The sequence below is a fragment of the Litorimonas taeanensis genome (genome assembly GCF_003634015.1).
Lineage (GTDB): Bacteria > Pseudomonadota > Alphaproteobacteria > Caulobacterales > Maricaulaceae > Litorimonas > Litorimonas taeanensis.
Map to the genome: position 1 here is coordinate 809,101 of NZ_RBII01000002.1, position 12,812 is coordinate 821,912.

Annotated in this window: 14 protein-coding genes; 9 read left to right on the forward strand and 5 right to left on the reverse strand. The window is 48.5% G+C overall.

What is annotated here, in order from left to right:
* Positions 1 to 61: 61 nt before the first annotated feature.
* From DES40_RS11770 to DES40_RS11780, 3 genes are read left to right on the forward strand one after another with little or no spacing between them, the layout of a single operon-like run.
* Positions 62 to 1,015, forward strand: a complete 954-nt coding sequence (locus DES40_RS11770) for a peptidylprolyl isomerase (RefSeq protein WP_121102404.1) — start codon at positions 62 to 64, stop codon at positions 1,013 to 1,015.
* Between the two features lie 6 nt (positions 1,016 to 1,021).
* Positions 1,022 to 2,263, forward strand: a complete 1,242-nt coding sequence (gene argJ, locus DES40_RS11775; protein WP_121102405.1) for a bifunctional glutamate N-acetyltransferase/amino-acid acetyltransferase ArgJ — start codon at positions 1,022 to 1,024, stop codon at positions 2,261 to 2,263.
* A gap of 9 nt (positions 2,264 to 2,272) precedes the next feature.
* Entirely contained in the window at positions 2,273 to 2,701 is a 429-nt protein-coding gene (locus DES40_RS11780) for a (deoxy)nucleoside triphosphate pyrophosphohydrolase (RefSeq protein WP_121102407.1), read from the forward strand.
* 5 nt (positions 2,702 to 2,706) lie between these two features.
* Here the strand turns inward: DES40_RS11780 and DES40_RS11785 are convergent, their stop codons facing one another.
* Complete coding sequence (locus tag DES40_RS11785; protein ID WP_121102409.1) at positions 2,707 to 3,549, reverse strand: class I SAM-dependent methyltransferase; 843 nt, start codon at positions 3,547 to 3,549, stop codon at positions 2,707 to 2,709.
* 20 nt (positions 3,550 to 3,569) lie between these two features.
* On the opposite strand from DES40_RS11785, the gene DES40_RS11790 reads away from it, so the two are divergent.
* The 4 genes from DES40_RS11790 to DES40_RS11805 are packed head-to-tail and all read left to right on the forward strand — an operon-like array spanning position 3,570 to position 5,925.
* On the forward strand, positions 3,570 to 4,313 hold the full coding sequence (locus DES40_RS11790; RefSeq protein ID WP_121102412.1) for a ComF family protein: 744 nt from the start codon (positions 3,570 to 3,572) through the stop codon (positions 4,311 to 4,313).
* 39 nt (positions 4,314 to 4,352) lie between these two features.
* Complete coding sequence (gene grxC / locus DES40_RS11795; RefSeq protein ID WP_121102414.1) at positions 4,353 to 4,607, forward strand: glutaredoxin 3; 255 nt, start codon at positions 4,353 to 4,355, stop codon at positions 4,605 to 4,607.
* A gap of 20 nt (positions 4,608 to 4,627) precedes the next feature.
* Positions 4,628 to 5,452 carry a carbon-nitrogen hydrolase family protein gene (locus DES40_RS11800; protein ID WP_121102416.1) on the forward strand — a complete coding sequence of 275 codons (825 nt, stop codon included), beginning with the start codon at positions 4,628 to 4,630 and terminating at the stop codon, positions 5,450 to 5,452.
* Positions 5,449 to 5,925: a DUF1178 family protein gene (locus DES40_RS11805; protein ID WP_121102418.1), complete on the forward strand. Its 477-nt coding sequence runs from the start codon at positions 5,449 to 5,451 to the stop codon at positions 5,923 to 5,925. Before DES40_RS11800 ends, DES40_RS11805 begins: the two co-directional genes overlap by 4 nt.
* Here the strand turns inward: DES40_RS11805 and DES40_RS11810 are convergent.
* Both DES40_RS11810 and ubiG read right to left on the reverse strand, forming a co-directional pair.
* The gene (locus tag DES40_RS11810) at positions 5,922 to 6,647 is read right to left on the reverse strand and encodes a ParB/RepB/Spo0J family partition protein (RefSeq protein ID WP_170144982.1); all 726 of its coding nucleotides are present in this window, start codon (positions 6,645 to 6,647) and stop codon (positions 5,922 to 5,924) included. The two genes, DES40_RS11805 and DES40_RS11810, sit on opposite strands and share 4 nt — an antisense overlap.
* 189 nt (positions 6,648 to 6,836) lie before the next feature.
* Positions 6,837 to 7,607 carry a bifunctional 2-polyprenyl-6-hydroxyphenol methylase/3-demethylubiquinol 3-O-methyltransferase UbiG gene (gene ubiG, locus DES40_RS11815; protein WP_121102965.1) on the reverse strand — a complete coding sequence of 257 codons (771 nt, stop codon included), beginning with the start codon at positions 7,605 to 7,607 and terminating at the stop codon, positions 6,837 to 6,839.
* Between the two features lie 759 nt (positions 7,608 to 8,366).
* On the opposite strand from ubiG, the gene DES40_RS11825 reads away from it, so the two are divergent.
* Positions 8,367 to 9,368: a fatty acid desaturase gene (locus DES40_RS11825; protein WP_121102424.1), complete on the forward strand. Its 1,002-nt coding sequence runs from the start codon at positions 8,367 to 8,369 to the stop codon at positions 9,366 to 9,368.
* Here the strand turns inward: DES40_RS11825 and DES40_RS11830 are convergent.
* Positions 9,365 to 9,571 carry a YodC family protein gene (locus DES40_RS11830; protein ID WP_121102426.1) on the reverse strand — a complete coding sequence of 69 codons (207 nt, stop codon included), beginning with the start codon at positions 9,569 to 9,571 and terminating at the stop codon, positions 9,365 to 9,367. The two genes, DES40_RS11825 and DES40_RS11830, sit on opposite strands and share 4 nt — an antisense overlap.
* A 255-nt stretch (positions 9,572 to 9,826) precedes the next feature.
* Between DES40_RS11830 and DES40_RS11835 the strand changes: the two genes are divergently transcribed.
* Positions 9,827 to 10,858, forward strand: a complete 1,032-nt coding sequence (locus DES40_RS11835) for a DUF4062 domain-containing protein (RefSeq protein WP_121102428.1) — start codon at positions 9,827 to 9,829, stop codon at positions 10,856 to 10,858.
* A gap of 63 nt (positions 10,859 to 10,921) precedes the next feature.
* Here DES40_RS11835 and lepA read toward each other — a convergent pair whose 3' ends face one another.
* Positions 10,922 to 12,742 (reverse strand): translation elongation factor 4, encoded by a 1,821-nt coding sequence (gene lepA, locus DES40_RS11840; protein ID WP_121102967.1) that lies wholly within the window; start codon positions 12,740 to 12,742, stop codon positions 10,922 to 10,924.
* Positions 12,743 to 12,812 lie beyond the last annotated feature (70 nt).

The following is a 12,812-nucleotide window of genomic DNA, read 5'->3' on the forward strand; positions in this document are numbered from 1 at the left end:
CAATGAATGGGGCCAGTAATCTACTGCCCCGTCGACCAAAAAAAGGCTTAGAGGAGTGTTCATGCGTCAGTTTTCTCCCGCTCTGGCCCTTATGGCGTTTCTTTTGCTCGGCGCTTGCGGAAAACCCGAGGACAAAATCACGCAGACTGAAACTGTGACAACTCAGCAAAAGAAAGAGGCACAAGCTTCAAAACGTCTTGGCGCTGTTGAAGTCGCTCGCATTGGAGCCAGCTCTATTTTTCACCGTGATGTTCAAAGGTTAGCCAAGGAAAGAGGGTTGATCACTGATGGACAAGAGTTTCCGAGGTCAGATCCGCAATATCAGGTCTTGCTAGATAGCCTAATTGATCAACGTCTTTTAGCACAGGCTGCGGTAAAGCGGGCTTTAGATCAAACAGATGAAAACAAGTTCCGATTGGCCGCCGCGCGGGAACGTATTCTGAGCAATGCTTTATTGGAAGAGCATTTGAAGGCCAAAGTCAATGAAACGACAATACGGCGCCTTTATGAAGAACAATCAGCGTTGGCCGACCGGGGTGATGAAGTCCGTGTTCGGCATATTCTCTTGAGCGATGAGGCCTCTGCAAAAGCCGCATTCAAAGCCTTGGCGGATGGCGAAGCGTTTTCTGACTTAGCGCGCTCTGTAAGTCTTGATTTGGCTTCGCGAGAAAATGGTGGGGATTTAGGGTATATGACTCGTGATATGCCGCCACCAGATTTTGCGGATATAATATTTAGTGCAAAAGAAGGCACACAAACCGAAATTTTTCAAACTGAACTTGGTTGGCACATCGCCGAAATTATAGACAGACGATCGTCGCGAAAACAAAGCTTCGAAGCGGTTCGCCCCAATATTGTTAAGTTTTTAACATTTGAAGCGGTTGAAACACTTTTGACTGATTTGCGCCGTGAAACCGAAATTGAAATCTATCGAAAACCAATTATAGCGCCCGATAATACTATTAATAAAGCCGATGATATCGATTCCGATACTTCGCTTCCTAAAGATAACTGACACCTTATGGCAAACTATCCTCAATCCCCTTTTGCGCCAGAAACTTTCCCTGTTCTCCCGGCATTAGCGGGCTTTACTATGGCTACTGCAGAAGCCGGTGTTCGCTATAAAGGCCGTACTGATTTATGGGTCTTGCGGGCAGATGCCGGCACAGCCTTGGCAGGCGTTTATACTAAAAATCTCTGCCCTGGTGCGCCCGTGGATTGGTCTCGTAAAGCGCTTGCCGTGGAAACTAATGGGCCTCGTCTCGTAATTGTAAATTCAGGTACAGCCAATGTATTTGGGGGCCAAAAGAGCCGGGATGCTGTGCAAGACACCGCTAAAGGTGCAGCGGCTGTTTTTGGGGTCGAAGCCGAAACTATTCAATTGGCCTCAACGGGAGTCATTGGCGTTCCACTAGAGGCCTCGAAATTAGTGGATTGCTTTCCTGATATTCTTGCAGACCTTGATGCTGATGGATGGGAAAGCGCCGCCCGAGCAATTATGACCACGGACACCCATCCCAAAGGCGCCACGGCGATTGCTAATATTGACGGGGTAGAGGTGCGTATAAATGGTATTGCCAAAGGGTCTGGCATGATTGCGCCAGATATGGCGACTATGCTGGCCTATATTGCTACGGATGCGGCAATTGCGCCGCCTGTTCTGCAGGCTATTCTATCTGAATTAGTCGAAACAAGTTTCAATGCCATAACTGTGGATAGCGATACCTCGACTTCGGATACGACTTTGCTTTTGGCCAGCGGTAAGGCAGGGAACCCTGTTTATGACTCGCCTAATGCACCAGAGCTTGAAAACTTCAAAACTGTGTTAGAGGGCGTCTTGAAAGACCTTGCCCTTCAAATTGTCAAAGATGGAGAGGGACTGACGAAGTTTATAACGGTTTCCGTTTCAGGCGCCGTTTCAAAAGCTTCGGCCAAAAAAATTGGCCTGAGTATCGCTAACTCTCCTCTCGTTAAAACGGCGATTGCGGGGGAGGATGCCAATTGGGGCCGTATTGTCATGGCGGTTGGGAAAGCAGGCGAGCCCGCAGAGCGAGATAAGCTCTCCATTTGGATGGGGCCGCATTTACTGGCCGAATCTGGTGAGGTGGCTTCGGATTACACAGAGGACAGCGGCGCCGCCTATATGAAGAATGCTGAGATTCACATTCGGGTTGATCTTGGCTTGGGCGTTGGTGAGGCTGAGGTCTACACATGTGACCTGACCCACGGGTATATTGACATCAACGCCGATTATAGAAGTTAAGCTGATTATATGTCTAAACCCTTATTACTTGTCGCCGCCGCGGCACTAATTGATGCTGATGGCCGTGTCTTGGTGACACGTCGCCCTGCGGGAAAAGCGCATGCTGGAAAGTGGGAATTTCCAGGGGGGAAGGTCGAAGCGAATGAAACTCCAGAGCAAGCGGTCAATCGCGAATTACGCGAAGAGCTGGGACTAGAGCCGTGTGAGCGCTGTCTACAGCCTTTTTCTTTTACGTCTTATGCTTATGACGACTTCCATTTGTTTATGCCTCTATATCTTTGCCGCCAATGGGATGGTTTTGCACAACCCAAAGAAGGCCAAGGGATTAAATGGCTTTATCCAAACCAGATCACGGAACTTGATTTGGTAGAAGCGGATATTGAGTTAGCGCAAGAGCTCGCAGATAGGTTGCCCAGTGGTCGCCGCTTTGCCGTGTAGAGTGTTTAAGGTTTTTTATCTCTAATTTCGCGTAAGCTCTCGGCCAGACCTTTTTTAGCGCTACCGGGTTTTAGCGGTTTTTGCTGGCTGTCATGCGGGCTCCATCCCGTCATCCATAGAATTTCAAACAGGACTTGGAATTTTCCAGTCGCAGATTTTGGGTAGGCTGCCTCAATCAGACTAATACTAGATTTAGGCAGACGAGACTTATGGCGAGCAATTAACGTATTCGTGAGACCTAAATCTCTGAGGTCATTAATGAGCGTTTGAATTTTGCTATAATTGACATTGACGCGATCTTTATCAATCACAGGGAGGTTCAGCCCCGCTTGCCCCAATAGAGCTGCTGCCTGTTCATGGTTTATCATCGGGTAAATGCGCGCTGTGGCGCCGCCGAACAATGCTTGATCAATTTGGTAGAAGGTCTGTCGCAAATGCAAGAGGCTGTCACCGCCAAAAAGACTGCCCATAAATAAACCATCGGGTAGCAATGCGTTGCGTATCTGTAAGAGGTTGCCAGGTAAATCGTTTATCGACTGAAGGCCGAGCAAGCTTATGATAAGGTCGTAATCACCCGAAAGGCTGTCCGCGTCTTGATACCATTCCATCGTGTTGGGGCGTCGATTATTTGGCAATTCTGCAAAGAGCTTTTCCCGCATGTCGACATCACAAAGCAGAACACCCCGTGTGAATTGCCTGTTGATATCCGAAATACGTGAAGCCGCATCTTGCGTGCATCGCTCCAATAAAAATGAGGGGCCAGTTTTAGCCATACGGCGTTGGGCACGAACTCGGGCTAAACCTTGAGCGTGCGCGTCAAATATTTGTGGGACTTCCCTTTGCATCATGCGGCGTCTATGCCCAAGGAATGAAAGGAAGGGAAGTCCTCATCGCTATTCGTCAGGCTATCAGATTTTGTCTTGATATTGTTCTGCCGCCTATTGATCCTTTTCAGGAGGATGAAAAAAAGTGGAAAGATATTTGCTTCTTAGAGGCGCCATGTTGCGCCCAATGTGGTTTTCCTTTTGAATATGATGTCGGAGAGGGCGTGCAATGCGCGGCCTGCCTTGTTCATCCGCCGCGCTACAGCACAGCCCGTTCAGCTATGGTTTATGATGATGCCTCTCGCCCGCTTGTGCTAGCCTTTAAACATGGAGGGAAAACTGATAATCTTTCCAAATTTGCGGCGCAGCTACGCCGTGTGGGGCGGCATAGCCTAGCAGATGCAGATTATATTATTCCTGTCCCTTTGCACACTCAACGCCTTATAAAGCGCCGCTATAATCAATCTGCTTTACTCGCCAGAGCCTTAGCCAAAATAACGACAGTGCCTTTTCATTCAAATCTTTTACATCGCGTTCGCGCCACCCCGTCACAAGGCGGACAGTCCGCGGCGGGACGAAAACGAAATGTTCAAGGCGCGTTTTCTGTCCCAGAGAATGGCAAGGCTCAACTCAAGGGAGCCAATATTATCTTAGTGGATGATGTGATGACGACAGGCGCGACTGTAGAAGCTTGTGCTTCTATATTGCTTCGCTCTGGCGCAAAGCGTGTTGACGTCCTATGTTTAGCGAGAGTTATCCGCAAAGATGTGCAAACAGAATCAATATAACACATCCAATGGATTTGAAATTTATTAAGGAGGCTGAAGATGGCCAAAGTTGAAATGTACACGAAAATGGGATGCCCTTTTTGTATTCGTGCCAAAGCGCTTTTGAAGTCAAAGGGCGTGGATATTATTGAAATCCCTGCCGCGATGAACAAGGCCAAACGAGCAGAAATGAATGAGCGGTCTGGCCGAAATACGTTCCCGCAAATTTTTATAGACGGCAAACATATTGGTGGTTCCGATGATTTGGCGGCGCTGGAGGCCAAAGGCGGCCTTGATCCATTATTGGCGAAATAAGACTCAGATAAAACGTCATTATGAAAGTTGCCGTTATACAGCTCTGCTCAGGTACAGAGATTGCCGCTAATATAGAGGCATGCTCTGAATGGGTCCGCGCGGCAGCAGCGCAAGGGGCTGAGTTAATTGTCACGCCCGAAATGACGCATTTATTACAGAAAGACAAAGCCTCACTTTTGGCGAGCATAAAAAGCCCAGAGGAGGACCTTGCGATTAAGGCTTTCTCGGCACTGGCTAAAGAATTGGACATTGATTTGCTCATTGGGTCACTCGCGCTCCAAACGGGTCAGAAGGTTTCTAATCGGGGCTATTTATTTGGGCCTGATGGTTCGACAAAAGCGCAATATGACAAAATTCACCTTTTTGATGCGCAGGTTTCTGACACGGAATATTATCGTGAATCCGCGACTTATGCGGCAGGGCGTGACCCTGTCATCGCCTCAGCGGGCGATGCCAAAGTGGGATTGTCGGTGTGTTATGACGTCCGCTTCCCTATGCTCTATCGCTATTACGCGCAAAACGGTGCGCAAATTCTGAGTATCCCTGCGGCCTTTACGGTACCAACAGGCCGCGCCCATTGGGATATTTTGCTGCGGGCTCGGGCCATTGAAACGGGCAGTTTCGTGATGGCGGCGGCGCAAGGCGGTGAGCATGAAGATGGCCGTAAGACGTATGGTCATTCTAAAATTATTAATCCTTGGGGAGATATCGTGGCTGAACTCGCGCATGATAAACCAGGATTTGTTTGCGCGGATATAGATTTGGGTGAGGTGGCAAAAGCAAGACAACGTATTCCGGCTTGGTCGGATAGACGGGATTTTAAAGCGGATATTAAAGATACATGATTCGGTATGATTTAATTTGCAAAGATGACCACCGTTTTGAAGCTTGGTTTTCTGGGTCCGCAGATTTCGATGACCAAGCGGCGCGCGGTTTGCTGTGTTGTCCGATTTGTGGCACCTCCAAAGTCGAAAAAGCCATCATGGCGCCAAATGTTGCGACATCACGTAAGAAAGAAGCGGCGCGAAACACAGAGGCCAAAAAATTCGCTATGATGAGTGCGCAAGCCCAGAAAATGGCAGAGGCTGTTAAGGCAGAAATTTCGAGCAAATGTGATTATGTCGGTGATAAATTTGCTGAGGAAGCCCGAGCAATACATTATGGAGAGAAAGCCGAGCGGCCCATAATTGGCAAGGCCTCTATCAAAGAAGCCGCCGATTTAGTGGAAGAGGGCGTTGGCGTTGCCCCCATTCCTGAGCCTTTTGTGCCGGATGAAATCAAAGCAGATTTAACTAAGCCGGATAAAAAACTTAACTAAGCCACATATTGCTCAACTTTCTCAGGGGCACCTGCTGCGATGAATTCTACTGAATTGACAGCCGCCGGCAGGTAATCCGTAAGCGGGATAACGAGAGCTGGGGCGGGTTTAGCATCAGCCGGTTTCGCCTCTGCGCGCCAGCCCTTAATCGCATTTAAAATTGTTTCAGGTTTAGCTTGCGGCCCGAGTGAACCTAATAAAGCAATCTGGTCTCTGTGGTCGGGCACGCTGGCATAAGCGCGGGCTTGGTCAAAGTTCAAACCCCCATTAAAATAGGTTTCGCGGATGGCCGGAAAGAGGCGCGATAAATTGATAACATCCAATATAATACGGCGACAGAGATATAGCGTATCGGCGATGTCTTCGAGCGCTTTGCCTTCTTCTTTTAATTCCATCACGGCCTTGTAGACCTGACGCGGAGCGAGGGCCGAAGTGGAGTTCATATCGGCTTTCTTGGCCTTATGAACAAATATATAGGGAATATGTTGTAAGCTGCGAGGCAGCGTTCCCGCAAATGTCATGCGTTTGATAGCCGCGAGACGCTTTTTACCATCTACTACGATTAATTGATCATAGACGGCCGTTACAACGATTGGCGATAAAAGGCCGAAACGCGCAATAGAGCGTTCAATTTGCTTTACTTCGTTCAAGGTCTCTCCACAGAGAATAGCAGAATGAAGCGATTTATAGGCCGAAAGCGGGGCGCGATTTAATTCTGTCATGTGCATAACAATTTTCCTTCACAGACTTATACACAGATTAACTCTTACCAGAACCAATCGGTTCCATTAACTATGCGCAAACGTGGTTAACGCGCGTTAACCTTTTATCCTCCTAATATCATTGATGAATTTGGCCTAATTAAGGCAGGGTTCTTTTGCGCCAAGTTTAGAGACAGGGTTAATTAAATCTTAATTGTCCTTCTTACCCACAGTCACATAGTTTATCCCCAAATCCTCGGAAAGCGTCCACTGGTTTGTGAAGGGGTTTAAGCTCATGCCAATAGAGGGTTCTGCCGAGAGCCCTGCATCCAAGAGATAGCGCCGCATTTCAACGGGTTTGACGAGCTTGGCATATTGATGCGTACCGCGCGGGAGCCAACGCAAAACATATTCTGCCCCGACAATGGCAAAGGCAAAAGCCTTGAACGTACGGTTTATGGTCGAGCAAATCATAAGCCCCCCCGGACGTACCATCTTGGCGCAATCCGCGACAAAGTCAGCGGGGATAGTCACATGTTCGATGACTTCCATATTTAATACAGCATCAAACGGGGCTTCACCGCTTTGGACGAGCTGCTCGACCGTGCCGTGAATATAATTGACGTCAACACCGACTAATTCGGCGTGGGTTTTGGCGGTCTTGAGCGTTTTCTCAAGCGCATCAACGCCCGTCACAATGGCCCCCATGCGAACCATCGGTTCACAGAGCAATCCACCGCCACAGCCAATATCCAGAACGCGAAGGCCTGATAAAGGCTTATCGGCTTTCGGGTCACGGCCAAAATGTTCGCATATCGTGTCCCGAATAAATTCCAAACGCGCGCCGTTCATAATATGAAGGGGCTTAAATGGCCCCGAAGGGTCCCACCAATCAGCGGCCATACGTGAAAAGCTTTCCATTTCTGCAGGATCGACAGAGACAGATACAAGATGTTCAGGAGCAGTTTCAGAATAAGCCATAGGGCCGTTTAACCTTTGCATGCGAGAGGGGGAAGCCCAAACATATAGAACCCAAAACATATAAAGGTCGCGGCCCATTCTTGGCGCGGATGACCCGCTTGCCCATTTATGATAAAAAAGAGATAGCCAAGCTTTTCCTCCTGCTCGCCATCAAGGGCCGAGCCAAAGTGAACGCCAGTCTCAATCCGCCGCAATAAAGAATGCGGATTGGGTTGGCGGGCGGCAATCCGCCACAATAAAGTGGACGTGTCCGCGTGGTGGTCTCTACGATGGAGACCAAATGAGTTTTGTTTTACGCAGTTTCCACCACGCGGCAGCGGTTTGTACCAAGACGGCCTGATTACTACCCTGCAGTCATGACCTGCGAGTCCGTTGATTGCATGAGCCCTCAACAAACCTAGGCCACGTCAGTCAGGCCCCATCTCAGAAGACCCGGCACAGTCCAGCCCCGTCAGGCCAGATGCTCAATCCCGCTGTCAACTCACCAACAAACCACGATCGCTTGCCTGTCCGTGTGAGCCGAACACTCTGACTATAGGGCCTTGGGTCAGGGCGGGGATATGATTGTTAAGGCCCCCCTATTTACCCGCGTAAAAACCCGTTTGGCACAGGGATTAATCCCGCACGTCTCCTTGCTCCGCCAATGTCACAATAACGTAATATTTGCGGGCTTGATATCGGAAAACCTGCGCGATAGGCCCATTAGCGATATTTACCATTATCATGCGAAGTCAAAATCGCACCTTCGATAGGATTTCCATGTTGCCGTCTGCCCGTATTTGGTCTCAACGCCTTGCCCCTTTTAAAAAGGCAGAAGACGGGCGGGCCGTTTTAGAGTTATTGATTACCATCATACCATTTTTTGCCCTCTGGGCCGCCATTTGGGCAGGGGTGAGTGCGGGGCAATATTGGGCCGTTATTGGCTTTATCCCTGCTGGGGGGTTGTTGGTTCGTCTGTTCATCATTCAACATGATTGCGGCCACCAAGCCATGTTTAAACATCGCCGCGTCAATGATTGGGTGGGCCGCTTTATCGGGATATTGACACTGACACCCTATGATCACTGGAAACGGGGACATGCGCTCCACCATGCGGGGTCAGGGAATTTGGATCGTCGCGGCATGGGCGATGATATTGTGACGATGACGGTCGAAGAATATAAAGCCGCCTCGAAATGGGGGCGCTTTAAATATCGTCTTTATCGCCACCCGATTGTGATGTTTGGCATAGGCCCAGCCTATGTGTTTTTTCTGCATAACCGTTTGCCATTGGGCGCAATGAAAGAAGGATTCAAACCTTGGGCCAGTGCGCTTTTGACCAATTTGGGCGTGGCTTTGCTGTACGGCGTTTTAATTTGGGCTGTGGGGTGGAAAGTCTTTGTGCTTATTCAAATCCCGACCGTGATTGTGGCGGCCTCTATCGGCGTTTGGATGTTTTATGTGCAGCATCAATTCGACGATACCCATTGGTCGCGCACCGGCGAATGGGACAGGAAACATGCCGCCCTACAGGGCAGTTCTTATTATGATTTACCCGCCTGGTTGATGTGGGTGACGGGGAATATTGGCGTGCATCATGTGCATCACCTCTCGGCGCGGATACCCTTTTATCAATTGCCAAAAATTTTAAAAACCTATCCCGAGCTGAAATCCGTCGGGCGGCTGACCTTTTTACAAAGCTTGAAATGTGTGAAATTGGCGCTCTGGTGCGAGACCCAAAAACGCATGGTCAGTTTTCAAGCGGTGAAGATCAAAGCCTAGGAGTCAAATGACCCATAAGTTTTGGTCACGAAAATATCGAGCATATCTTCGGGAAAGCTATCGGCGTGTAATTTGCCGTTACGGTCGAACCACTGACAGGCCCAAATCGGCGTCTCTCCGTCTTGACCATCCGCCTTTTTAACCGTCATTTTGGGCCCGCCTGATTTTAGGCGAACAATCTGACCTATTTCAAAAATTTCCATGTGGGGCTTTCTATGTTTCGGGCGGCTTAGCGGTTTTAAGCGTGGGGGGCAATGTGTGGGTGGCACTTGTTAGTGTGTGATTTATTGGGTTCGAGCATAGCACGACCAAAAAATGTGAAACCCTACCCTGTTCACCTAACTCAAAATGTGGGCGAGTTTCGCGAGCTGGAAACAAACATTCTAGTTCCAGCTTTTATTAAGACAGGGTTGCAAAGTTCGCTTCATACACCCAACTTGAGAGGTGCGGAGGTTTAAATGAATAAAAAGTATCAAGTCTTTATAAGCTCAACTTATGTTGATTTACGTCAAGAAAGACAACACGTTATACAAGCGCTTCTTGAGTTAGACTGTATTCCGTCTGGAATGGAACTTTTCCCCGCTGCAGATGAAGACCAATGGAGCTTAATAAAATCAATAATTGATGAATGTGATTATTACATTTTGATTGTTGGAGGGCGCTATGGTTCTACTAATGTGGAGGGCATTAGCTATACAGAAATGGAATATAATTATGCTCTTTCGACGGGAAAGCCGATAATAGCATTCCTTCATAAAGATCCCTCCAAGATTGAAGTTGGCAAAAGCGAGAGTGATGTTGAAGGTCAGAAGCGGCTTGAGAGTTTTCGAAGTTTAGTTCAAAAAAAAATGTGTAAGTTTTGGGCTTCACCTGAGGAGCTAGGTTCTGTTGTTAGTCGAAGCTTAATTAATCTTCAGCGTAAAAGCCCTGGAGTGGGGTGGGTGAGAGGTGACCTTGTATCTGATAAAGAGGCTTCACAGGAAATTTTAAAGCTTAGTAAGAAAGTTGAAGAACTCGAAAGGCAATTAAATAAAGCAAGAACGCAGGCGCCTTCTGGAACAGAAAAGCTTGCTCAAGGAGACGACAAGTTTGAACTGCAAACTTATTTCAGTACTGGTTCCATTTTTGAAGGTAACCAGCAGGAGTGGATGGAAAAAATTCAAATGACATGGAGCGAATTATTTTTCGCAATTTCGCCATCTATGATAAATGAATGCGTTGAGGCTAAATTGAAAAATAGGTTGTCCTCTGCCGCAAGAGAAGTATTGCTTACCAAGCTTGCAGAATATGAACATTTGAAGGAAGAAGCCATTGATAAGTTTTTTTTAAAAGAAACAGATTTTGAGACAATAGTCATTCAATTTCGTGCCCTTGGACTAATCAAAAAGTCAGAGAAGAACAGATCCGTTAAGGATAGCATGACTTATTGGACGTTAACTCCATACGGAAACGAAGTTATGAACCGATTAAGGGCTATACCGAAATCATGAAACGATAACACAAATTGCCACTGGCTCACGCTTCGCGATAATTAAATCCATTTTCAAATGGATTTAATCATCATCCATCTTAAGCGCGGCGATAAAGGCCTCTTGCGGTATCTCGACCTTACCGAATTGGCGCATACGTTTCTTACCCTTTTTCTGCTTATCGAGCAGTTTACGCTTACGCGAGGCGTCGCCGCCGTAACATTTGGCGGTCACATCTTTGCGCATGGCGGCGATGGTTTCGCGGGCGATAATGCGTCCGCCAATGGCGGCTTGGACGGGGATTTTGAATAAATGTCTGGGAATAAGGTCTTTGAGGCGTTCGCACATTTGGCGTCCGCGGCTTTCTGCATTGCTTCGGTGAACCAGCATAGAAAGCGCATCGACAGGGTCGCCATTGACGAGGATGCTCATTTTAACCAAATCGCCTTCTTTTAACCCAATGCTTTGATAGTCGAAACTGGCATAGCCTTTGGATACGGATTTCAAGCGGTCATAAAAGTCAAAGACCACTTCGTTGAGCGGTAATTCATATTCCACCATGGCGCGGGCACCGACATAGGACAGCCCCGTTTGCACGCCGCGTCTATCTTGGCAGAGCTTTAAGATACCGCCTAAATAATCGTCAGGTGTCATGATCGTGGCTTTGATCCACGGCTCTTCGATATTCTCGATTTGCATGACGTCCGGCATATCGGCGGGGTTATGAAGGTGAAGTGTTGTCCCGTCGCGCATATTCATTGTGTAAACAACAGACGGCGCTGTCGTAATCAGGTCCAGATCAAATTCACGTTCTAGGCGTTCTTGAATAATCTCAAGATGTAAAAGGCCAAGGAAGCCACAGCGGAAACCAAAGCCGAGCGCGGCGGAGGTTTCCATCTCATAACTAAAGCTCGCATCATTAAGGCGCAATCGGCCCATTGCGGCGCGCAGGTCTTCGAAATCAGCGGCGTCCACAGGGAAGATGCCACAGAACACAACGGGCTGGGCGGGTTTAAATCCAGCCAGCGCCTTTTCCGTCGGGCGTTTATCTTCGGTGATAGTATCGCCGACAGCGGCGTCAGCGACCTCTTTGATAGAGGCGGTAAAGAAGCCCACTTCGCCCGGCCCCATAGAGGCCACATCGGTTGGCTTGGGTTTAAACACACCAACTTTATCCACTGTATAGCTCGCGCCTGTATTCATGGTGCGGATGCGCATACCTTTTTTAATCGTGCCTTCCATAATACGGAACAGCACAACGACGCCCATATATGTGTCATACCACGCATCGACGAGCATGCCCTTAAGCGGCGCATTCGGGTCAGCTTCGGCTGGGGGCGGCAAGCGCATGGCAATGGCTTCGAGGACGTCTTCAATGCCAATGCCAGATTTGGCCGAACAGACAACGGCGTCAGAGGCGTCAAGGCCGATAACTTCTTCGATCTGTTCTTTGACGCGCTCAGGTTCGGCAGCCGGCAAATCAATTTTGTTTAAGACAGGAATAATCTCATGGTCATGTTCAATGGCTTGGTAAACATTGGCGAGGGTTTGCGCCTCGACCCCTTGGGAGGCATCGACAACAAGGATAGAGCCCTCACAGGCCGAGAGCGACCGCGAGACTTCATAGGCAAAGTCAACATGGCCCGGCGTATCCATCAGGTTGAGGATATAGGTCTGACCGTCTTTGGCCTGATATTCAAGGCGCACCGTTTGCGCTTTAATTGTAATGCCGCGTTCTTTTTCAATATCCATATTGTCGAGCACTTGCTCGCTCATTTCGCGGTCCGTCAGCCCGCCTGTAAAAGCGATAAGGCGGTCGGCCAATGTGGACTTTCCGTGGTCAATATGCGCCACGATAGAAAAGTTGCGGATACGGCTTTGATATGTGGAATTTGCTTCAGTCATCGCAGGGTATTTAGCGAAAGGCGTCATATAAGCAAGCGCGGTTTTCTGTGGCCTACTGTGTCAGATAGGG